Raw genomic sequence first — 20989 nt, 5'->3', positions numbered from 1 at the left:
ACCCGGTCAATACGACTTCTCTATCGCGACCCTCTGCAGACCCTCGCCCCTTTTGAAGAACCTGTTGACCGGGGCGCTCTCAAAATTCTCAGGGATAAAGGCTACTCCGCTCTTCGTGCCCTGGCGCGTCCGCAGCAGCAGGCTCGCTTCGTAGTTCTTGCCCCTTACCTTCACCTTCTGGCCGCTTGAAAGGCCGAGCCTCGCCGCGTCCTCTTCGCTTATCTCCACGATCGCTTCCTTCAGAAGCCCCATGAGGCTCTCGGACTTCCTCGAGACCCTGCCGGAGTGGAAAAGGTGATTTCCAGTGACGAGTATGAAGGGATAGCCCTGAGGCCCGGCTGTCGCCTCCGCCTTGAAATCAGAGCTTGCCTCTATCTTCGCAGCAGCGGCCATGACAAGCGCTTCTTTATTATCAAGCCCGTTGTGCTTGGTCTTTTTATTGTTGAAGAGAAGGCTTACCCCTGCGTAGGTGCCGGTAGCAAGCCTTATCTCATCGAAGAGCGCCGCATGGTCCGCCTTTGCCGGGAAGGCGCCATCCAGGCAATTGCCGAAGGCAGAGAAGATTTCGAGGTCCGTCTTTGCCTGTCCCGGCGGGTTCGCTATCCTCTTAGTCGCCTGCACCCTGCCTTCCTGGTTGGTAAGGGTCCCGTCCTTCTCAGCGAGAGCCGCCCCTGGCAGCACCACATGCGCAAGCCTCGCGCTCTCTGTGATGAAGAGGTCCTGGACTATAAGGAGCTTAAGCCGGGAGAGCGCCTCCCTGGCGAACGACTCGTCGCCATACATCGCGAGGACGTCGGTCCCGGCGAGATAGAGCATCTCAATGGAGCCGCCCCTCGCGGCCTCCAGCATACGGTCGGTGCCCAGGCCCTGTTTGGCCCCCCGTTTGTATCCGGGCTCCAATCCCGGGTGGACTCCCATCTCCCACGCGCCGCGCTGGTTGCTCCTGTCAAGGAGTGGTAGCTTTGAGACCTTCTTGCCAAGCCCTTCGAGCGTCCTTATAAAGACAGAAAGCGCGCCTATGCCCTGCGGGTGCCTCAGGAAGGCGGTCCCCGCCATGACGCTTACCTTCTCGGAGCCCTTGAGCTTCGCAGCGGCAGCCCTTACCTCTTCTATGGAGACCCCGGCGGAATCGAGTGTCTTGGCCTCCGACTCCTTACCGGCAAGTATGGCAGCTATAGCTTCAAGGAGGGCCCCCTCGCCGGCCGGCGTATGCCTTACGGTCAGGTTGGCGGAGCTATCGAGCTTCATGCCTCTTGACGAGGCTATTATCAGGTTCATGTTCCTGGCGCCCGAAGTGCGCCTTAAAATATAGTCGACGACCGGGTTTTCATCGGAGACAGCGGAGCCGATCACAAGGACCGCGTCAGAGGTCACGCAGTCGAATATCGACGTGCCCCCTGAGTCCATGGACATCGCGGAAATAAAGCCCTCGACGGCCTCAGAAGGCCACCTTGAGGTCGAGTCGATATTCGCGGTGCCGATGGCGCCCCTCATGAGCCTCTGGAAGGAGAATAGCTCTTCGTTCGTAAGCCTCGCCGAGGCTATGCCTCCTATAGCGTCAGGGGATATCGAGCCTGTCTTTTCCTTTATGTAGTCGAATGCCTCTTCCCAGCTCACAGCCACGAGGTTCCCGGATTTTCTTACCATCGGGGAGGTCAACCTCTCCGGGCTGGAGATGTAGTCGAAGCCGAACCTGCCCTTTGCGCAAAGCGTTTCGCTGTTGATGCCTACGCCGAGCTGGGCCCTTGACCTCAGGACAGTCCCGTCCCTTTCCTCAAGGACCGTCCTGCACCCGGTGGCGCAGTACGGGCAGACGGTATCCGCCCCCTTCAGGTCCCATGGACGCGCCTTGTACCTGTAGGGAAGCCTCATGAAGCAGCCCACAGGGCATACCTCGATGCAGTTGCCGCAGTGGTCGCAGTCAAGGAGGCCTCTAAAGAAGCTCGTAGGCTCCTGGTGGTCTCCCCTTCCGAGGGCGCCGAGCACGTTCTGCCCGACTACCTCGCGGCAGACCCTTACGCACTTCATGCACTGCACGCACCTGTTGGAGTTCTTTATGATGACCGGGCTTAACTGGTAATCTTTCTGGTGGAACTTGAACTTGGGCTCAGCGTGCCTCCCGGTGTGGGGGCCGTGCTTGTGGACCATGTCCTGCAGCTCGCACTCGCCCGCCTTGTCGCAGACCGGGCAGTCCATGGCGTGGTTGGCCAGCAGGAACTCGAGCACGCCGGCCCTGGCGGCCTGCACGTTGGCTGTCTCGGTATTGATGGCCATCCCGTTCAACACGGGAGTAACGCACGAGGGCTGCAATTTTTTCTGCCCCTCAATCTCCACAAGGCACATCCTGCACGAGCCTATGCCCATGAGGTCGGCCTGGTAGCAGAAGGTAGGGATATCGAAGCCAGCCTGCCTCGCGGCGTCCAGTATGAGGGTATTCTCCTCTACCGCCACCTCTATTCCGTTTATCTTTATAGTTACCATCTCGCTAAACCGGTCCCGTTATGAGGCTTCTATGAAGCCATGCACCTTTTGTGTTCTATATGGTATTCGAACTCATTCCTGAAGTGCTTCAAGGCCCCTCTCAAGGCCATGACCGCCCCGTCTCCAAGCGGGCAGAAGGTGCGCCCGAATATGTTGCCGCACAGGCTCTCCAGGAGATCCACATCGCCCGCCCTTCCCTCGCCGTGCTCGATCCTGCGGAGCACCTTCGTGAGCCATGGCGTGCCGTCCCTGCACGGGGTGCACTTACCGCATGACTCGTGGCTGAAGAACCTGTTTATGATGTAGGCCGTCTTCACCATGCAGGTGGACGTATCCATCACTATAACCGCGCCGGAACCGAGCATCGTCCCCTTCGCCGCCAGCGAGTCGAAATCAAGCGGGGTATCGAGGTCTGCGGGCAGGAGCATCGGGGCGCTTACGCCGCCGGGGATAAATGCCTTGATCGGCCTGTCCTCGCGTAGCATCCCGCCGCAGTGGTTGTATATAAGGTCCCTTGCCGTCGTCCCCATGGGCAACTCATAGAGGCCCGGCCTCTTAACGTGCCCGCTTACGCCGAATATCTTGGGCCCTGGGCTCTTCTCAGGCCCCATCCTGGAGAACCATTCCGGACCTTTCTCGATGATGGCCGGTATGCAGGCAAGCGTTTCAACGTTGTTTATGACCGTGGGCTTCCCATAAAGGCCAGCGAGCGCCGGGAAGGGCGGCTTTTTCCTGGGCTGCGCCCTGTAGCCCTCAATAGATTCGAGCAACGCGGTCTCTTCACCGCATATATAAGCGCCGTACCCGCGGTGCACGTACATGTCATGGTCGAAGCCGCTCCCCATGATGTTCTTGCCGAGGTAGCCCTTGGCGTACGCCTCCTGAATAGCCTCTTCGAGCCTCCTCGCGCCGTATACGAACTCGCCCCTTATATAGATATAGGACACGGTCGCGCCTATGGCGTAACTCGATATCATCATTCCCTCGACGAGGAGGTGCGGGTCATGGTCCATGATGCCCCTGTCCTTGAAGGTCCCCGGCTCGCCCTCGTCGGCGTTGCAGCACAGGTACTTCTGCAGGGTCGGGTCTTTTGGTATGAAGCTCCACTTGAGGCCGGTTGAGAAGCCCGCTCCTCCGCGCCCCCTCATCCCCGAGTCCTTGACCATCTGGATGATGTTGTCGGGCCTGAGCTTCAAGGCGGCCGCAAGCGCCTTGTACCCGCCGTTCGCGATATAGTTCGCTATCTTGTGCGAATCGGCTTTCCCGTGATTTTTCAGGAGTACTTTTTCCATTTAATAATTATCTTTCAAGGCTCTTGCGTTGCCCCGGCCCGGCCGATTTAGCCGCAGTCCGGGTTTCGCTCCAGCTTTCGTTTGCGCGCTTCACTTCAGGTTCTTCAACAGCTCGTCGATCTTCGCCTCAGTCAGGTTCTCGTAGAAGTCGTCGTTGATCTGCATCATGGGGGCCGTTCCGCATGAGCCGAGGCACTCTACCGTGGAAAGGGTGAACCTCTTGTCCTGTGTGGTCTCCCCTGTCTTTATGCCAAGGGTCCTTTCCATGTGGCCTATCAAGTGCTCGGCGCCCATGAGCGAGCAGGATATGTTCCTGCACACCTGGATATGATTTTTGCCCACGGGCTTGTCTATGTTATACATGGTGTAGAAGGCCGCGGCAGCGTTGACCTCTACGGGGCGCATTTCAAGGATCGCGGCTAGCTCATCCATCTGCTGTCTGGTCAGATGCCCGCCGTTCTCCCGTTGCGCTATGCGGAGCGCCTCCATGACCGCGGACCTCTTGTTATGGTACTTCTTGAGGGCCGTTTCAATTTCCTTTTTTGCCTCTGCTGAAAGCATACCCATGCCCTTGAAATTACTTGTCGCACTCCCCGAAGACCGGGTCGATGCTTGAAAGTACCGCTATTACGTCCGCCAGGTAAGAGCCCTTGACCATATGCTCAAGCGACTGGAGGTTCATGAACGACGGCACCCGCAATTTAAGCCTGTAGGGGCGCTCTGTGCCGTCGCCGACTATATATACTCCAAGCTCGCCCTTGGGCGCCTCTATCGCCGAGTAGATCTCGCCCACAGGGGCCTTGAAGCCTGAAGAGACGTACTTGAAATGGTGGATAAGGTTCTCCATGTTATTGTAGACGTCGGGCTTTGGCGGAGGCACTATCTCCGGCATCTCCACGTTGAAAGGCCCGCCGGGCATCTCTTTCAGGCACTGCTCTATCATGCGGACCGACTGCCTCATCTCGATGATCCTCACCATGTAGCGGTCGAAGGAGTCGCCGTTGGTGCCTGTGGGGACGTCGAAGTTCAGCCTGTCGTAGACGAGGTACGGTTCGTCCTTCCTGATGTCCCAGTTGACGCCGCTTGCGCGAAGAGGCGGGCCGGAAAGGCCCAGGTTTATCGCCTCATCCGCGGATATAATGCCTACGCCCCTGTTCCTCTCCAGCCATATCCTGTTGCCGCTGAGTATCGTCTCGTACTCGTCGATCTTGCCCGGCAGCGTCTTTACGAGCTCGGCACAGGCGTCCCTGCAGCCATCGGTGAATTCGTACCTGACACCGCCGACCCTGAGATAGGTGAGCGTAAGGCGCGCGCCGCAGAGCCTCTCGAATATATCGAGGACCATCTCCCTTTCCCTTATCGCGTAAAGGAGGATGCTCATGGCCCCGAGGTCGACAGCCCAGGCGCCAAGGCCCATCAGGTGCCCGGCGATCCTGGAAAGCTCCGCCGCTATGACCCTTATATACTTGGCCCTCTCGGGTATCTCGATCCCGATGAGCTTTTCAACCGCCGTAACGTACGCCAGGTTGTTGCTCATGGCGCACATGTAGTCGAGCCTGTCGGTATACGGGACGAACTGGTGATAGAGGAGGTTCTCCGCTATCTTCTCGGTGCCCCTGTGGAGATACCCGATATCTGGCTCGCAGCTTGTGACCCGCTCTCCGTCCAACCCGATGACAAGGTGCAGTACGCCATGGCTTGAAGGGTGCTGAGGGCCAAGATGCAGGCTCAGTTCGCGCGTTGTTAGTGTATTGTCTTCAGTGTTTTCTATCATGGAAACCGTCCCGCCCATGTAAGGCGGAAGCCCTTATTTTTTCTCTTCCCCGAAGGGGTTGTACTGGTCCTTGTAGCCCTTCAAGGGGTAATCCTTGCGAAGCGGGTGCCCTTCCCAGTCATCAGGCAGGTAGATGCGCTTCAAGCCGGGATGGCCCTCAAAGACTATCCCGAACATGTCGTAGGCCTCCCTCTCAGGCCACTGGGCCCCGGCCCAGAGGGCCGAAACAGAAGGGACCGTCTCGTTCTCGCCCACCCTGGCCTTTACGGCGAGCCTGTGCTTGTTCTGGATAGAGTAGAGGTGATAGACCACCTCGAACCTCGGCGCGCGCGGCATATAATCGACGCCGGCGATATCCACGAGGTAGTTCATCCTGAAGTCCGGGTCTTCCTTGAGGAAGCGGCAGATATTGAAGAGCGCCTTCCTGTCGACAAGGACGGTAAACTCGTCCCTGAAAAAGGAGACGTCCTGGACGTCCGCGCTGAAGGAATCCTTAAGCCTGTCTATAAGCTCTCTAAGTTTTTCGACGCGGTTCATAATGGCCTATTTGACCCCCCGTATCTTCCTCTGCTCAAGGATGAACGGGGTCTCCCTCTTTATCTTCTCCATAAGTTGCAGGAAGCCGTATATCAGGGCCTCCGGCCTCGGCGGGCAGCCCGGTATGTAGACGTCCACCGGTATCACAAGGTCCGTGCCCTGCACGACCGAATATGTATTGTAAGGCCCTCCGGCGGATGCGCACCCGCCCATGGCGATGACCCACCTCGGCTCCGCCATCTGGTCGTAGAGCCTCTTTACCAGCGGGGCCATCTTCTTTGTCATCGTACCGGCGACTATCATCACGTCGGACTGGCGCGGCGACGGCCTGAATACTATCCCGAGCCTGTCGGTATCGTACCGGGAGCAGGCGGTGGCTATCATCTCTATGGCGCAGCAGGCCAGGCCGAAGGTCATAGGCCAAAGCGAAGAAGTAAGCCCCCAGTTGGCCACCTTCCTTGTTATCTCGTTGTCCTTGAGCTTGTCGACAATGGGGTTATTGCGGAGGACTTCCGCGACGTTTTCGAGGGTCGTAAAAAGGAACGAATCGTCGAGCTTCCCGCCGGCATGCATCATGGCACCTTCTTGAAGATTCCTCTTATCCACGTCTAAACCCAATCCAAGGCGCCTTTAGCCCATGCGTAGACAAGCCCGATGGCCAAAACGACTATGAAGATAATCATTTCAATGAATATAGGAATTGCCAGGGCCTTCTCCGTGAGGGTAACGGCCCAGGGGAAGAGAAAGAGTGTTTCTACATCGAATAGTACGAAGAGTATGGCGATTATAAAGAAGTGCACCTTGAAGTGGCCGGCAGAGGCCTCCCCGATAGGCTCAAGACCGCATTCCCAGGGGGCGAGCTTCTCCTTGTAGGGGTTCCTGGGGCGAAGGAGAAAACTGAAGAAAAGCACGCCCAGAGCCATCGCTGTGGCTATCCCCATCATCACAAGTATAGGCAGATAAGAAAGAAGCATGCAGACCCCGCTCATTCACCGGAAGAAGCACCTGACCGGTGTTCCAGCTGTTATAATAAACTCGCTAAGGTAGAGTGGGCAAGATAAAACACCTCGCCTTTTTTGTCAAGCGAAAAATGTATACTGTATACAAATAGGCCGCCTTGGTCGCGGCCATCTATAAACATGCGGTTTAGCTTGTCTTTTAATTTTTTCAGAGCTTGAAAAGGTCCTTTCTCCTGTCGCCGAGACAATCGTTCACTGGCGTTACCAGCTTGGACCTTGCGCGCCTGGGGTCGATTTCCACCACACAAGATCCGGCCCTGGTCCTGCCCGCCCTCGCGAGGAGCTCTCCATCGGGTGAAGTTACCTGGCTTGTGCCTATGAAAGCAAGCTTCTTGCCCCTGACCCTGTCTTCTGTCCCGACCCTGTTGGCGGTGATGGTAAAGACCCTGTTCTCAAGAGAGCGGGTTATCATGGCCTGCGGGCAGTAGGGGAGCACAAGGTTGGATGGGTGGCATATGATGTCGGCCCCCATGAGGGCCAGGGTCCTGGCGGCTTCAGGGAAGAGCCAGTCAAAGCATATCATCATGCCTATCCTGGCATTGCCGGCCTTGTAGACGGCGAAAGGGGTATCCCCTCTGGTGAAGATCTTTTTCTCGTCCCAGAAAAGGTGCGCCTTGCGGTAGGTCCCGATGTGCCCCCTGGGCCCAACGAGCACGGCAGAGTTGTATGCCTTGCGCCCCTCCCTTTCGGCCACTCCGGCGACTATGAAGGCCTTACCGGCCTCCGCGGCCTCGGCAAGCCTTTTTACGGCATAGCCTCCGGGGACCTCTTCGGCAAGCTCAAGGAGCTCACTTCTATTCCGGAACTGATAGCCGGTAGAAAAAAGCTCCGGGAGCACAACAAGCCCGGCGTCCAGCCTCGTGATCCTCTTTACCGCTGCCTCGACATTCGCCTTAACATCTCCGAATTCAGGGGAAGTCTGGATGAACGCAACTTTCATTTTCCACTCCGCGTGAACGGTTCGCTCTTCGTCAGGTCCGGGTCTAGCGCGAATTCAAAAGGACGGTATGATAAATAACGGTGTCAGATTTGTCAAGGCAGCGGTAGAGAGGAACGAGGTTGGGATTTAATGGCCGGGGGTTGGTGGCAGGGAGGGGAGGATACCCTCTCCCCTCCCGTCTGTGTCGTGCTCAGCGGCAGCAGCCGGATTTTTTCGCCGGGGTCTTTTTGGTCGCCTTCTTCACAGTGGTCTTCTTCTTTGCAGTGGCTTTCTTTACGGTAGCCATCAACTTCCTCCTTATGGGGTTTGGTGTAGAGAAGAGAACCTACTCTCCTTTTATCACTACTATATTTCGGTGTCAATACGATTTTCTTTAATTTTTAAAATGTTTTACACGGACTTTTCATCCATCAGGCTTGCAACGTCGGCGCTTGTGTGTTAATAAAACTTTTTGGGTTTTTTTCAGTTGTATTTTCAGACCAGGGGAAGGAAGGGCTCATCAGATGTCCATAACGAAAAAAGACGTCCTGAAGGTCGCGGACCTCGCAAGGCTCGCGCTCACGGAAAAAGAGACCGAGCTTTACACGGAACAGATGCAGCGCATACTGGGATACGTGGAGAAGCTATCTGAGATCGACACGTCCGGCGTGGAGGCGACGACCTATACCGTACCCATGAAGACCGCGTTCAGGGAAGACCGGACGCGCCCGTCGCTTTCCAGTGAAGAGGCGTTGATGAACGCGCCAGAGGCGGAGCGGGGCTGTTTCAAGGTCCCGAAGATAATCGAATAAGGACACCACAAAGGAGCGAAGGCATTGGATCTTACCTCTTTGGCCATACACTCTCTTTCCGAGAGGCTCAGAAAAAAAGAGGTCTCTTCGGCAGAAGCGACCAAGGCGTACCTCAAAAGGATAGAAGACGTCGAAGGCAAGGTGCGCGCCTTCGTAACAGTCACGGCTGAAGAGGCCTTAAAGGCCGCGGCGGCGGCGGATGAGCGCATAGCCAAAGGCGATAACGTAACGCCTTTGACCGGCGTACCTATCGCCGTAAAGGATATCTTCTGCACGAAGAACGTGCGGACCACTTGCTCATCGAAGATACTCGAGAAGTTCATACCGCCGTACGACGCTACTGTAATAAAGAAGCTCAAGGAAGCCGGGGCCGTGATACTCGGCAAGAACAACATGGACGAGTTCGCCATGGGTTCCTCGACAGAGAACTCGGCCTTCGGCAAGACCCTTAACCCATGGGCCCTCGACCGCGTGCCAGGCGGCAGCTCTGGCGGTTCCGCCGCGGCTGTAGCAGCCGGAGAGTGCGCGGCCTCACTCGGCACCGACACGGGCGGCTCCATACGGCAGCCCGCCTCCTGCTGCGGCATAGTCGGCTTGAAGCCCACCTACGGAAGGGTGTCGAGGTTCGGCATGATAGCCTTCGCCTCTTCACTCGACCAGGCAGGCCCCCTCACCAGGGACGTCGAGGACTCTGCCATAATCCTGAACGCGATAGCAGGGCACGACCCGTCCGACTCGACATCCATCGAGGCGCATGTGCCCGATTACACTTCAAGGCTTGAAGACGGCATCAAGGGCCTGAAGATAGGCATTCCAAAGGAGTACTTCATCGAAGGGCTCGACCCTGATGTGGATTCCTCCATTAAAAAGGCGCTCGACACCTTGAAGGCGCTCGGCGCCGAGCTCGTGGAGGTCTCACTCCCCCACACCCAGTACGCGGTCGCCGTATATTACCTTGTAGCCACCGCCGAGGCATCGAGCAACCTCGCGAGGTTTGACGGGGTGAAGTACGGATTGAGGGTCAACAAGACCGGCGGCCTCCTCGACATGTACAAGAGGACGAGGGACGAGGGCTTCGGCGGAGAGGTAAAGAGGAGGATAATGCTCGGCACCTACTCGCTTTCAGCCGGGTACTATGACGCCTATTACAAGAAGGCCTCGCAGGTGAGGACGCTTATAAAGAATGACTTCGACTCGGCCTTCTCATCCTGCGACGTAATAGCCACGCCGACGGCCCCGACAGCAGCCTTTAAAATCGGGGAGAAGGTCGAAGACCCGCTTACCATGTACCTCTCGGACATATTCACCATCTCGTGCAACCTCGCCGGAATACCCGGCATCTCGCTGCCTTGCGGCTTCACGCGGGAGGGGCTCCCTGTGGGGCTTCAGATACTCGGAAAGTCCCTTGACGAGGAGACTGTGCTCCGCGCCGCCTATTCCTACGAGCAGGCGACAGAGTGGCACAAGAGAAGGGCAGCGCTGTAAGATAATGTACTTCCCCCTTTTCTAAAGGGGGAAGAGGGGGATTACAAATGAAATACGAAGCTGTTATAGGACTTGAGGTACACGCCCAGCTCCTCACCGACTCCAAGCTCTTCTGCGGCTGCTCGACAAAGTTCGGCTCCGAGCCAAATACCCAGGTCGACCCTGTCTGCCTAGGGATGCCAGGGGTGCTCCCGGTCCTCAATAAAAGGGCTGTCGAGTACGCGATAAAGATGGCTCTCGCCACAGGCTGCCGGGTAAATCACAAGAGCGTATTCGCGAGGAAGAATTACTTCTACCCGGACCTCCCGAAGGGCTACCAGATCTCCCAGTATACCGAGCCTCTTGCCGAGCACGGCTGGCTTGACATAGACGTCGACGGAGTCAGGAAGCGCATCGGCATAACCCGCATACACATGGAAGAGGACGCCGGAAAGCTCATCCACGGAGAGGGGCCGGAGGACGAGGCATATAGCTTCGTCGACCTCAACCGTACAGGCGTGCCCTTGATAGAGATAGTGAGCGAGCCCGACATGCGCGCTTCTGACGAGGCTCAGGCGTACCTCAAGGCCATACGGGACATACTCGTCTACCTCGGCATCTCAAGCGGCAACATGGAGGAGGGTAGCTTCCGTTGCGACGCGAACATCTCGGTACGCCCCGTGGGGGCTGAAAAGCTCGGCACAAAGGCAGAGCTTAAGAACATGAACTCCTTCAAGTTCGTAAAAGAAGCGATAGACTACGAGATACAGCGGCAGATAGACCTGATAGAGTCCGGCGGCAAGGTCGTGCAGGAAACGCGCCTCTTCGATTCGTCAAAGGGAATAACCGCATCCATGCGCTCAAAGGAAGAGGCCCACGACTACAGGTACTTCCCGGAACCCGACCTCCTGCCCCTCATGGTGGAAGATAGCCTTGTGGAAGGGCTCCGCTCGACTCTTCCAGAGCTCCCCCAGGCCAAAAGGGAGCGCTTCACCTCCGAGTACGGCATACCCGCGTACGACGCCGGGGTGCTTACCGCCTCAAGGGACCTGGCCAACTATTACGAAGAGGTCGTAAAGGAGACGAGCGAGCCGAAGGTATCGTCGAACTGGGTCATGGGAGAGATATTGAGGCTCCTCAATGAAGACAATAAAGAGATATCGGACTGCCCGGTAAGCCCCAAGGCTGTGGCAGGCGTAATAAAGATGGTCAAGGACGGGCAGATAAGCGGAAAGATAGCCAAAGAGGTCCTGGAGGAGATGTACAAGACCGGAAAGTCCGCCAATGAGATAGTCAAGGCCCAGGGGCTCACGCAGATATCCGGCGAGGATGAGCTTGGAAAGATAGTTGATGAAATAATATCGGCGAACCCGGAGAACGCGGCAAGATACAGGGAAGGCAAGGTAGCGCTATTCGGCTTCTTCGTCGGAGAGGCGATGAAGGCCACGAAGGGCAAGGCCAACCCGCAGGTGATAAACAAGCTGCTTAAGGAAAAGCTGGGGTAGGCGTACTTATCGTTAGCCATTTAAAAAGGGGCAGCCGAAAACGGCTGCCCCTTTTTAAATTTGATGTTATCTACACGAATTTTGGCGGGAGAAGCCCGGATTGCGCCGGGTTATTTAATCAAGGAACCTCTGATTAATCGCCGTGTTTGTCATTCTGAGCGAAGCGAAGAATCTCGGCGCTCGATAATCAGCGGACTTACAAGATCCTTCGGTCGCTTCGCTCCCTCAGAATGACATGCAAATATAACTGAACCACACCGCCTGGAAGGCGGCAGGTTCGAAAAACAGTCGGCTGAAAGCCCGACTGAAATCTCCCCCTTTTCCAAAGGGGGAGAGAGGGAGATTATCCGCTTCCATTTGATATCGCGCTTTCCGCCTGGCATGGGACGTAAGCTTGAAAATCTCATTAGACGCACTGGAAGTCTTCGCCTGTAAGGCGAGGGATTTCAGGTCCCATTGTGAGACATTAATCAAACGTTCCTTAATCACGAACTCCTTCCGTAGACCAGGTCTCCCTTCAATGCGGCGGTCATGTCCTTTGTATTGGCCGGGTCCCCGTCCGGGTGCTCGAATACCTCTATGTACCTCCAGTCGTCAAGGTAATCCGCATAGACGGACGTAACGTAGCGCCCCTTTCCCCCGCCGTCGGTTGTGAAACTGGACCTGTCCACACCCGCAGGGGCCCTCTCCCCTTTTTCATTCGTATACCATACCGAGTAGACGGTATGGGGCTTCAGCCTGTAGAAGTTTATCCCGAGGCTCATCGAGCCCGGCATCAACGCCATCCTGTCAAGCTCGGCCTTGCCGTACGCGCCCCCGCCGAGAACGTCCTTCAGCTGCACGAAGTACCGCGCCGGATAGCCTCCCCAGGTGCTCCAGCTGAAGGCTGTCACGAAAAAATAAAGAACGGCTATGGAAACGAATGTTTTTCTTTCCATGGCTTTATCCTTTCTTTTCTATTGTTGAACAGCTGATGAAAAATCAAATTGGTTCAGGCTTCAAACAAGCCCCATTATGCGAGGCCCCCATTAAATCAGGGAGCAAGGAAGGAGGCGTACTTCTTTGGTACGCCGCTACTACGAGCTTCTGAAGCCAACGAAGCAGATGTACTTTTTCAGCAGTCTGATCAGTACTCGAATACCTTCCACCCCTCCCTCTTCCACCTGAAGTACTCGGAGATTATCCTGGCGTGGTCGAAGGCTATCGGTCCCGGCAGCGTACCTTCTGTAAATACCCCGGCGCCTTTCGCGTCGTCCATCGCCACCGGCTCGCCCTCTGCCTCTGCCACGAAGACTACTGAAAGGGTGTGTTTTCTCGGGTCCCTTGCCGGGTCTGAATAAGCGTGCATCTGGCATTTAAGCCTCACGGCGAGCGAAGTCTCCTCCCAGGCCTCCCTCCTCGCGGCCTCTTCCAGGCTCTCCCCGTAGTCGACGAACCCGCCGGGCAGCGCCCATCCGTCGGGCGGGTTCTTCCTCTGTATGAGGACGATCCCACCATCTATCTCTACGATGATGTCTACCGTAGGCGCGGGGTTCCTGTAAGCGGGCATGAACGGCTCCCTTGACTATCAGGTTGCTGAAAAACACAGCTTTATTCGGGCTTAACCGCCCTCATGTACTCGGCGTTATTCTCCGGCAGGCTGGTGTTGATGAACATGCCGCTTCCAAGCTCGAAGCCGGCCGCCATCGTTATCCTGGGAACCAGGCTCAGGTACCAATGGCAGTACTCGTTGCCGTAGTCCTGGGGCCTCGACGATCTTATGACATAATTATAATCCGGATCTTCGAGGCCATAACGGAATTTCGAGAGTATGTTCTTCAAATGGACCGCGAGGTCCCTTACCTCGTCATCCGTGACCGAGGCGAATGACGCGGAATGCCTCTTCGGGAATACCCAGGTATGGAATGGGGAGAGCGCGGCGTAAGGTATGAAGGTCAGGAAATGCGGGGTATCGAGGATCACCCTCGTGCCGTCGGCAAGGTCTTTTTTAAGGACGTCGCATATGAGGCACTCGCCTGTGTCGTCGAAGTAATGGAGCGCTGCCTGGACCCTGTCCCTGAACTGAAGCGGGACGACAGGGGTGGCTATGAGCTGCGAGTGGGGGTGGTCCAGAGAGGTCCCGGCCCCTTCGCCGTAGTTCTTGAATATTATCGTATGCTCGACCCTCGGGTCGCGGTTGGCCTCTATGAAGCGTGATTTATATACCCTCACAAGGTCTTCGAGGCGCTCAAGGGGCTGTAGTCCTGTCGTCAGGTTATGGACGGGCGTTTCGATTATGACCTCGTGCACGCCCACGCCCGAGACGGTCCTTGAGATGCCGTCGGCAGACCTTTTCTTCTCGCCTTCGAGTAAGAGGGCCGGAAACTTGTTGGAGACGACCCTTATCTTCCAGCTCTCGCCGTCAGGGACCCTGAAGCGCTCGGTCGGGGTCTTGTGCTCATTTCCAGGGCAGAACGGGCAGGTGGAGAGGTATTCCGGGCGAAGCGGTCTTTCCTTCTTGCTCCTGAAGTCCTTGGGGCGCTTGGCGCGCTCTGTGGCGATGATGACCCATTCCCGTGTGACCACGTTTAGTCTTAACTCGGGCATGAGTGGATTATATCACCTGGAGGGTCTCATGACAAAGTTTATCCGGCGATCATCGCCTCTATCTGGACGACGTGCGACCTCTCCTCGTTGGCAAGCTCGCTGTATATGCGCCTGCCTTCTTCGGTCCTCGATCTGGCGGAGAGGTTGTCGAAATAGTCTACAGAGTGTATTTCGGTATCGAGCGCGACCATCAGCGCCTTCTTCGGGTCGTCTATCAGGCGGACAAGCTCGTCCACGTTTATGCGCTTTGTGAACATATCCGCCCTGCCCTCTTTTTCCAGGTAGTCCTCTATCTCTATCTCCTCTTCCGTTATCTGTTCATTGAAACCCGCCTCAGGAAAAAACTTCGTCTCTATGAGCTTAAGGTGCCTCTTCTCATCCTCGGCGAGCCTCTTGAATACCGTTTTCGCCTGCTTGTTCTCAGTCTTCTCGGCAAGGAGCTTGTAGAACCGATAACCGTTCACCTCCAGGAGCGCGGCTGTTTTCACGGCCTCTTTCTCTTCTATGTGCTCGAACATGGGTGACCTCCCCTATTGTTATTATTCTACCTGATTCGGCTCTTCCCGGCAACCCTGGGGAAAAGCAGTTGAAACCACGGCAGATTAATGTTAGAAGTTAAATCCGTAAAATGAGGGCCTCGTTCCTATCCATGTTCACGCCTTTCCGGCAAGACCGGAGGCAAAGGCCTTAAAATCCCAGCACTTTTCAAGGAGGTATCTATGGGTCTGCTCGACGGCAGGAAAGGGGTCATCTTCGGGGTGGCCAATGAAAGGAGCATCGCCTGGGCCATCGCGGAGGCCCTTCACAGGGAGGGGATGGAACTTGCTTTCACCTATGCCGGAGAGGCCCTGGAGTCGAGGGTCAGGCCGCTTGCATCTTCGCTTGGCTCAAAGCTCATACTCCCTTGCGACGTGACCGACGACGGCCAGATAGAGGCCGTATTCAATACGATTAAAAGCGAATGGGGCGCGCTCGACGCCCTGGTGCATTCTGTAGCCTTCGCCAAAAAGGAAGAGCTCAAGGGCGAATTCCTTTCTACGTCAAGGGACGGCTTCAAGCTCGCTCTCGACGTAAGCGCCTATTCGCTTGTGTCCCTCGCAAGAGCGGCCGCTCCGCTCATGGAAGGCAGGCCCGGCGCGATAGTTACCATGAGCTACTACGGCAGCGAAAAGGTCATTGCCAACTACAACGTCATGGGTGTCGCCAAGGCCGCCCTCGAAGCGAGCGCGCGCTACCTTGCCGCGGACCTGGGCCCAAGGGGCATAAGGATAAACACCATCTCAGCCGGGCCGATAAAGACACTTGCCGCCGCCGGCATCTCCGGGTTCAAGCAGATACTTGACGTCGTTGAGGCGAAGGCGCCCATGAGGAGGAACGTTACCCAGGAGGACGTGGCCAAGACCGCCCTCTATCTATTGTCAGACCTCTCCAGCGGCGTAACTGGCGAGATCTTCCATGTTGACTCGGGTTACAGCATCATGGGGCTTTAGCAGGGTGTTGAAAAACAGCCTGCCAAGCGATCCATGGACGGATTGCCAGATTGCTCGACTTTTCAAGTCGAGCAATCTGTAAGATCTGGACTGATTCACTCAGGCCAAATCGTAGTTGAAAAAGTCCTGGACGGACTTTTTCAACATCCTGTTAGAGGAACTTAGCCCTTCCATTTTCCGGCTTTACATGCTATAGTATTGCACTATCCGGTAATTTGGTCTCAGCGTTCTAAAACCCCATCGTTTTAATTGAAAAAATGGGACGCCATAGCCCTGCCCTTTTCGAACCAGGCGGACGCAGAAGACTGTACAGGAAGAGCTGATAAGACAACCTATTGTTTTACCTGGATTTTTATGCGCATAATAGCCGACCTGCACATACACAGCGGATACTCGAGGGCGACGAGTAAGCAGATGACGCTGGATACGCTCGCGCTCTGGGCAAGGTTAAAGGGGATCGGCCTTATAGGCACCGGGGACTTCACCCATCCCGCCCACTTTGCCTCTATAGAAGAGCAGCTCGAACCCACGGGGAACGGGCTCTTCGTACTTAAGAAGAAGAATGACGGGCAAGCTACGCACTTCATGCTCTCCGCCGAGGTAAGCAACATATATTCGCAGGGCGGCAAGACCCGCAAGATACACAGCCTCATCTTCTCGCCCTCCCTTGAAGCGGCCCGCAAGATAAACGCCGCCTTCAGCTCTCTCGGCAATATAAGCTCTGACGGGAGGCCGATATTCGGCTTCCCGGCCATGGACCTCGTCAAGATAGTCATGGACGCATCCCCTGAGGCGATGCTCGTCCCGGCCCACGCCTGGACCCCGTGGTTTTCGATATTCGGATCGAGATCCGGCTTTGATTCCATCGAAGAATGCTTCGGCGATTACTCGGAGCATATCCATGCGATCGAGACCGGCCTCTCCTCCAACCCGGAGATGAACTGGCGGGTCTCTGCCCTTGACAGTATAACCCTCATATCGAATTCGGACGCCCACTCCCCCTCAAAGCTCGGCAGGGAGGCCAACGTCTTCGATTGCGCGATGGACTATTTTGAAATCAGGGATATCCTTATAAAAAAGGACAACAAAAGATTCCTTTACACCATAGAGTTCTATCCCGAGGAGGGCAAGTACCACTCCGACGGCCACAGGGCGTGCGGGGTGAGGCTTACCCCCCGGCAGACCCGCGCCCTCTCTGGAAACTGCCCGGAGTGCGGCAAACCCCTCACGGTAGGGGTCCTCTCCAGGGTCGAGGAGCTCTCGGACAGGCAGGCGGGCTTTACCCCGGAGAGCGCGATACCGGCAAGGCACCTCATCCCCCTTGAAGAGATACTCGCTGAAAGCCTTGGAGTCGGAGTTGGAAGCGTAAAGGTAGAGAGGGAGTACAAGAGGCTCTGTAGCAAGGCGAGCGAGTTCAGCTACCTGCTCGACATGGACGAGTCAGAGCTACACGAGGCCGCTGGCGCCAGGACCGCCTCTGCCATAATGAAAGTACGGGCCGGTGATATCTTCATAACCCCTGGCTTTGACGGAGAGTTCGGACGCGTAAGCATATTCAGGGAGGAAGGGGCTGCCCTGAGACCTGCCCCCGCAGAAACAAGGCTTTTACAGTAAATCAACCGCCACAGGGGGGCCTGGACGAACACGCAGGCTGAACTTGTATAGGAGGCAGTATATGGACAGGCTCTATAAAGGCATCCAGAAGTTCCAACAGACTTTCTACAAGCGCGAAGAGGAGTTCTTCAGGCGCGTGGGCAAGACCCAGTCCCCCGACGTCCTCTTCTTCACCTGCTCGGACGCGAGGGTCGACCCCAACCTCATAACGCAGAGCAAGCCCGGCGAGCTCTTCATAGTAAAGAACGTCGGCAACATAGTGCCTCCCAACGAGCCGATGAGGAAGAAGACCTGCACGGCCGCGGCGATAGAGTTCGCTCTCCTTAAGCTCAATGTCACGGACATAGTAGTATGCGGCCACTCCGACTGCGCCGCCCTCAAGGCCCTCTGGTACGATGAAAAAGAGTTCAGAGGCATGCCCAACCTGCGCGACTGGATAAATACGGCCTCTGACGTAAAGGAGACGGTCATTAAGCATAACCACGCCACATCTTACGACGCCAAGATGGAGATGACGGAGAAGAGCTACCTCGTGACCCAGCTGCGGAACCTCAAGACCTATCCGCTCATAGCTGAGGCCCTTCGGGAGGAGAAGATAAGGCTCCATGGCTGGTACTACGACATATGCAGCGGCATGGTCTATTCCTACAACCAGAAGACGAACTCTTTCGAGAAGATAGAGTGCGGGGAGAAGGACCTGGACGGGGTAAGCCCCGAAGAGGGCTGCGAAGACCTCCAGTAGTAAAGATACATACCATAAGTAACCCTTCCACCCGTAGTCATCATCCCCCAGGCATTCATAACCCCGGGGCCACCAGGGCATTCTGCCTTCAAAAACCTTTTCTACGGCCGTGAATTGGGATAAAATACTCCGTATGTACAAAAATATCCTCGTCTGCCTGGACAACTCAAACCATTCCAACGCCGCCTCCGCCCTCGCAATCGAGATAGCGCGCGCGCGCGGAGCATTACTCACCGGCTGCCATGTGTACGCGGCAAAGCTCCACAACACGCGGTTCATCGAGATGGAGGACGGCCTGCCTCAAGAATACAGGCAGGAAGAGATACTCAGGAACACCCGAGAGGTCCATGACACGCTCATAACAAAGGGCCTCAAGATTATCTCCGACTCCTACATGTCTGTATTCCAGGCTATGGCCGCGGGGCTGGAGGTCAAGGGCGTAGACAGGGAAGGGAAAAACTTCGAGGAGATAGTAAAAGAGGTCTCCGAGTGCCCGTATGACCTCGTTGCCATGGGGCTCCTCGGACTCGGCAGGACCGGTACGAGCAGCATCGGGAGCGTAGCCGAAAGGGTGGTGCGGCGGGTCCGCACCGACGTCCTCCTTACACAGGAAGGCGCGGACACAGGCAAGGGCATCATGGTCGCCATAGACGGCAGTCCCGCCTCCTTCGGCGCCCTCTTGAGGGCCATCGAGCTCTCCGGGATATTCGATTGCGACATAGAGGCCGTAAGCGCCTTTGACCCGGTCTTCCACCAGTCGGCTTTCCGTTCCATAGCGGGGGTCCTCACAGAGGAGGCCGGCAAGCTCTTCAGGTTCAAGGAGCAGGAGAAGCTCCATGACGAGATAATAGACAAGGGGCTCGCGAAGCTCTACATGGGGCACCTTGAGACGGCTGAGAAGGTGGCCGCGTCCCGTGGGAAGAGGATAAAGACGACCCTTCTTGCCGGCAAGGCCTCTGAAGAGGTCATACGCCACGCCAGGAAGACCGCTCCGTTCATGCTCGCAGCAGGGAGGACCGGCGCGCACGCGGTAGCCGGCCTCGACATAGGCTCCAATATAGAGAACTGCTTACGGAACGTCCGCTGCCACGTGCTCGTCTCGTCAACGGAGTTCACCCCGGAGATAGGCCACAAGGACGGCTCCCTTGCCTGGACTGAAGAGGCGAAGGCGCTTCTGTCGCGCATACCGAAGTTCGCGAGGGGTGTTGTAAAGCGCGTAATAGAAGATACCGCGAAAAAAGAAGGACTCCTTGAAGTAACCCCTGACCTCATGCGCAGGGTAAGGAAGAAACTCGAAGGATGACGGACGCCTCCCGGCCATTCATCGTCTCCTGGAACACCACAAAACGGTGCAACCTCGCCTGCGGCCACTGCTACCTCGACTCGAGTGAGCTTACCGGGGCCGACGCCGTCTCTACGGTTGAGGCCAACTCATTTCTCGATGAGATAGCGGAACTCGCCCCCGGCTGCATGCTCGTATTGACGGGCGGAGAGCCGCTTTTAAGGCACGACATATTCGATATCTCATCGCGGGCCGCCTCCCTTGGCCTTTCCCCGGTACTCGGCACCAACGGGACCCTCCTTACGGATGAAATAGTCAAAAGACTTACTGAAGCCGGTATCCAGGGCGCTGGCGTAAGCGTAGATTCGCTCTCCCCCGCCCTCCATGACCGCGTAAGGGGGATGGAGGGCGCGTGGACAAAGGCGTGCGGCGGCATAGAGGCGCTCTCAGCCTCTCCCATCCCCTTTCAACTGCAGTTCACGGTCATGAAAGAGAACAAGGAAGAGGTCGCCTCTTTCATCGACTTCGCTTATTCACACGGGGCAAAGGCCGTAAACTTCTTCTTCCTCGTCTGCACCGGCCGTGGGCAGCGATCGACCGACCTTTCACCCGTCGAGTACGAATCCGTACTCCGCCTTATCGTCCAAAAGGAAGAGGAATATAAAGGGAGGATAATGGTAAGGGCGCGGTGCGCCCCGCACATCGTGAGGATAGCAGGTTCGGTGAACAACAGTAGCTCTCTAATAAAGGGCGGCACAAGCGGCTGCATAGCAGGGGACGGTTATCTCAGGATCTCGCCAGAGGGCTTTGTAACGCCCTGCCCTTACATACCCGCAAGGGCTGACTCTCCCAACCTCAAAAGCAGCTCCCTTAAGGGCATCTGGGACGAAGACCGCGACTTTGTCTCGCTTCGGGCCCCAAGACACAAGGGCAGATGTGGCGAGTGCGAGTACGCTCAAGGCTGCGGCGGCTGCAGGGCCAGGGCGCTGGCCACCACAGGCGACCTCATGAACGAAGACCCATGGTGCGCGCACGAGCCTGTTGGCAATATCATAAAGGAAAAGTCCTCTGCCCCGGCATGGAGCGTTGAGGCCGAAGAGAGGCTTAAAAAAGCTCCGGCGTTCATACGCCCGATGATAAAGAAAGGGCTTGAGCGCTATGCCGCCGCAAAAGGGATAAGGGTCATCACGCCTGAACTGATGGCCGAACTCAGGGAGAAGACAGGCAGGTGATGGACAAAGGCCAGGAAGAAAAAACACTCAAAAAAGGCGCTGGAAGCCGTGTCATCGGCGCTGTCCTCGTCTCCCTCGCCCTCATAAACATACTCCTCAACACAAAATCCAACTCAGCCCCGGACCCCTTCTACTTCATAATGGCCTCTATCGGAGCCGTCTTCATAGCCGCAGGCAGCTGGCGATCGAGAAAAGGATAGCAGGCTGTTAAGACTCTTTGGGGGGACTTTCTGTAGAAAG

General features: G+C 56.5%; 22 protein-coding genes. 9 read left to right on the top strand and 13 right to left on the bottom strand.

Translation table 11 applies throughout. The features are described 5' to 3' along the window. Positions 1-6: 6 nt before the first annotated feature. From A2V21_310395 to A2V21_310360, 8 genes are all read right to left on the bottom strand, one after another. Positions 7-2481, bottom strand: coding sequence for an NADH dehydrogenase (quinone) subunit G (locus tag A2V21_310395; protein ID OIJ74633.1), 2475 nt, complete (start codon positions 2479-2481; stop codon positions 7-9). 29 nt (positions 2482-2510) lie between these two features. Further along, positions 2511-3773: an NADH oxidoreductase (quinone) subunit F gene (locus A2V21_310390; GenBank protein OIJ74632.1), complete on the bottom strand. Its 1263-nt coding sequence runs from the start codon at positions 3771-3773 to the stop codon at positions 2511-2513. A gap of 90 nt (positions 3774-3863) precedes the next feature. Further along, entirely contained in the window at positions 3864-4340 is a 477-nt protein-coding gene (locus tag A2V21_310385; protein ID OIJ74631.1) for an NADH dehydrogenase, read from the bottom strand. 10 nt (positions 4341-4350) lie between these two features. Continuing rightward, positions 4351-5547: an NADH dehydrogenase gene (locus A2V21_310380; GenBank protein ID OIJ75154.1), complete on the bottom strand. Its 1197-nt coding sequence runs from the start codon at positions 5545-5547 to the stop codon at positions 4351-4353. A gap of 33 nt (positions 5548-5580) precedes the next feature. Further along, entirely contained in the window at positions 5581-6084 is a 504-nt protein-coding gene (locus A2V21_310375; protein ID OIJ74630.1) for a hypothetical protein, read from the bottom strand. A gap of 6 nt (positions 6085-6090) precedes the next feature. Then, on the bottom strand, positions 6091-6576 hold the full coding sequence (locus tag A2V21_310370; protein OIJ75153.1) for an NADH dehydrogenase: 486 nt from the start codon (positions 6574-6576) through the stop codon (positions 6091-6093). Between the two features lie 116 nt (positions 6577-6692). After that, positions 6693-7058, bottom strand: coding sequence for an NADH-quinone oxidoreductase subunit A (locus A2V21_310365; protein OIJ74629.1), 366 nt, complete (start codon positions 7056-7058; stop codon positions 6693-6695). A 193-nt stretch (positions 7059-7251) separates the two neighbouring features. Continuing rightward, positions 7252-8043 carry an acyltransferase gene (locus A2V21_310360; GenBank protein ID OIJ74628.1) on the bottom strand — a complete coding sequence of 264 codons (792 nt, stop codon included), beginning with the start codon at positions 8041-8043 and terminating at the stop codon, positions 7252-7254. Positions 8044-8546: 503 nt separating this feature from the next. Here A2V21_310360 and A2V21_310355 point away from each other — a divergent pair. Genes A2V21_310355 through A2V21_310345 form a run of 3 tightly spaced genes read left to right on the top strand, consistent with a single transcriptional unit; the run spans position 8547 to position 11803 of the window. Beyond that, a complete protein-coding gene (locus tag A2V21_310355; GenBank protein OIJ74627.1) occupies positions 8547-8834 on the top strand; it encodes an asparaginyl/glutamyl-tRNA amidotransferase subunit C in 288 nt (95 codons plus the stop codon). Between the two features lie 24 nt (positions 8835-8858). Next, the gene (gatA, locus tag A2V21_310350) at positions 8859-10319 is read left to right on the top strand and encodes an aspartyl/glutamyl-tRNA amidotransferase subunit A (protein OIJ74626.1); all 1461 of its coding nucleotides are present in this window, start codon (positions 8859-8861) and stop codon (positions 10317-10319) included. A 47-nt stretch (positions 10320-10366) separates the two neighbouring features. Beyond that, positions 10367-11803 (top strand): aspartyl/glutamyl-tRNA amidotransferase subunit B, encoded by a 1437-nt coding sequence (locus A2V21_310345; protein ID OIJ74625.1) that lies wholly within the window; start codon positions 10367-10369, stop codon positions 11801-11803. Positions 11804-12028: 225 nt separating this feature from the next. On the opposite strand, the gene A2V21_310340 is transcribed toward A2V21_310345, so the two are convergent. The 5 genes from A2V21_310340 to A2V21_310320 form a co-directional block, all read right to left on the bottom strand. Continuing rightward, positions 12029-12292 (bottom strand): hypothetical protein, encoded by a 264-nt coding sequence (locus A2V21_310340; protein OIJ74624.1) that lies wholly within the window; start codon positions 12290-12292, stop codon positions 12029-12031. Beyond that, on the bottom strand, positions 12289-12741 hold the full coding sequence (locus A2V21_310335) for a hypothetical protein (protein OIJ74623.1): 453 nt from the start codon (positions 12739-12741) through the stop codon (positions 12289-12291). Before A2V21_310335 ends, A2V21_310340 begins: the two co-directional genes overlap by 4 nt. Positions 12742-12929: 188 nt before the next feature. After that, positions 12930-13352 (bottom strand): NUDIX hydrolase, encoded by a 423-nt coding sequence (locus A2V21_310330; protein OIJ74622.1) that lies wholly within the window; start codon positions 13350-13352, stop codon positions 12930-12932. Positions 13353-13393: 41 nt separating this feature from the next. Beyond that, positions 13394-14389, bottom strand: coding sequence for a galactose-1-phosphate uridylyltransferase (locus A2V21_310325; protein ID OIJ74621.1), 996 nt, complete (start codon positions 14387-14389; stop codon positions 13394-13396). A gap of 38 nt (positions 14390-14427) precedes the next feature. Beyond that, positions 14428-14907, bottom strand: coding sequence for a hypothetical protein (locus tag A2V21_310320; GenBank protein OIJ74620.1), 480 nt, complete (start codon positions 14905-14907; stop codon positions 14428-14430). A gap of 201 nt (positions 14908-15108) precedes the next feature. Here A2V21_310320 and A2V21_310315 point away from each other — a divergent pair, with 201 nt between their 5' ends. From A2V21_310315 to A2V21_310290, 6 genes are all read left to right on the top strand, one after another. After that, positions 15109-15879: an enoyl-ACP reductase gene (locus tag A2V21_310315; GenBank protein OIJ74619.1), complete on the top strand. Its 771-nt coding sequence runs from the start codon at positions 15109-15111 to the stop codon at positions 15877-15879. A 354-nt stretch (positions 15880-16233) separates the two neighbouring features. Then, complete coding sequence (locus A2V21_310310) at positions 16234-17493, top strand: DNA helicase UvrD (protein ID OIJ74618.1); 1260 nt, start codon at positions 16234-16236, stop codon at positions 17491-17493. A gap of 61 nt (positions 17494-17554) precedes the next feature. Then, positions 17555-18235 (top strand): hypothetical protein, encoded by a 681-nt coding sequence (locus A2V21_310305; protein OIJ74617.1) that lies wholly within the window; start codon positions 17555-17557, stop codon positions 18233-18235. 133 nt (positions 18236-18368) lie between these two features. Then, positions 18369-19538, top strand: coding sequence for a hypothetical protein (locus A2V21_310300; protein OIJ74616.1), 1170 nt, complete (start codon positions 18369-18371; stop codon positions 19536-19538). Then, positions 19535-20749 (top strand): hypothetical protein, encoded by a 1215-nt coding sequence (locus A2V21_310295; GenBank protein ID OIJ74615.1) that lies wholly within the window; start codon positions 19535-19537, stop codon positions 20747-20749. The genes A2V21_310300 and A2V21_310295 overlap by 4 nt, the downstream gene beginning before the upstream one ends. Continuing rightward, positions 20749-20949, top strand: coding sequence for a hypothetical protein (locus A2V21_310290; GenBank protein ID OIJ74614.1), 201 nt, complete (start codon positions 20749-20751; stop codon positions 20947-20949). The genes A2V21_310295 and A2V21_310290 overlap by 1 nt, the downstream gene beginning before the upstream one ends. Positions 20950-20989 lie beyond the last annotated feature (40 nt).

Source organism: Deltaproteobacteria bacterium GWC2_55_46, from assembly GCA_001595385.3.
Lineage (GTDB): Bacteria > Desulfobacterota > GWC2-55-46 > GWC2-55-46 > GWC2-55-46 > UBA5799.
This window is presented reverse-complemented; position numbering and strand designations above follow the sequence as displayed.

Coding starts and splice junctions, on each gene's coding strand:
- A2V21_310395 (OIJ74633.1), bottom strand. CDS start 2,481: ATGGTAACTATAAAGATAAACGGAATAGAGGTGGCGGTAGAGGAGAAT.
- A2V21_310390 (OIJ74632.1), bottom strand. CDS start 3,773: ATGGAAAAAGTACTCCTGAAAAATCACGGGAAAGCCGATTCGCACAAG.
- A2V21_310385 (OIJ74631.1), bottom strand. CDS start 4,340: ATGGGTATGCTTTCAGCAGAGGCAAAAAAGGAAATTGAAACGGCCCTC.
- A2V21_310380 (OIJ75154.1), bottom strand. CDS start 5,547: ATGATAGAAAACACTGAAGACAATACACTAACAACGCGCGAACTGAGC.
- A2V21_310375 (OIJ74630.1), bottom strand. CDS start 6,084: ATGAACCGCGTCGAAAAACTTAGAGAGCTTATAGACAGGCTTAAGGAT.
- A2V21_310365 (OIJ74629.1), bottom strand. CDS start 7,058: ATGCTTCTTTCTTATCTGCCTATACTTGTGATGATGGGGATAGCCACA.
- A2V21_310360 (OIJ74628.1), bottom strand. CDS start 8,043: ATGAAAGTTGCGTTCATCCAGACTTCCCCTGAATTCGGAGATGTTAAG.
- A2V21_310355 (OIJ74627.1), top strand. CDS start 8,547: ATGTCCATAACGAAAAAAGACGTCCTGAAGGTCGCGGACCTCGCAAGG.
- A2V21_310345 (OIJ74625.1), top strand. CDS start 10,367: ATGAAATACGAAGCTGTTATAGGACTTGAGGTACACGCCCAGCTCCTC.
- A2V21_310335 (OIJ74623.1), bottom strand. CDS start 12,741: ATGGAAAGAAAAACATTCGTTTCCATAGCCGTTCTTTATTTTTTCGTG.
- A2V21_310330 (OIJ74622.1), bottom strand. CDS start 13,352: ATGCCCGCTTACAGGAACCCCGCGCCTACGGTAGACATCATCGTAGAG.
- A2V21_310325 (OIJ74621.1), bottom strand. CDS start 14,389: ATGCCCGAGTTAAGACTAAACGTGGTCACACGGGAATGGGTCATCATC.
- A2V21_310320 (OIJ74620.1), bottom strand. CDS start 14,907: ATGTTCGAGCACATAGAAGAGAAAGAGGCCGTGAAAACAGCCGCGCTC.
- A2V21_310315 (OIJ74619.1), top strand. CDS start 15,109: ATGGGTCTGCTCGACGGCAGGAAAGGGGTCATCTTCGGGGTGGCCAAT.
- A2V21_310310 (OIJ74618.1), top strand. CDS start 16,234: ATGCGCATAATAGCCGACCTGCACATACACAGCGGATACTCGAGGGCG.
- A2V21_310305 (OIJ74617.1), top strand. CDS start 17,555: ATGGACAGGCTCTATAAAGGCATCCAGAAGTTCCAACAGACTTTCTAC.
- A2V21_310300 (OIJ74616.1), top strand. CDS start 18,369: ATGTACAAAAATATCCTCGTCTGCCTGGACAACTCAAACCATTCCAAC.
- A2V21_310295 (OIJ74615.1), top strand. CDS start 19,535: ATGACGGACGCCTCCCGGCCATTCATCGTCTCCTGGAACACCACAAAA.
- A2V21_310290 (OIJ74614.1), top strand. CDS start 20,749: ATGGACAAAGGCCAGGAAGAAAAAACACTCAAAAAAGGCGCTGGAAGC.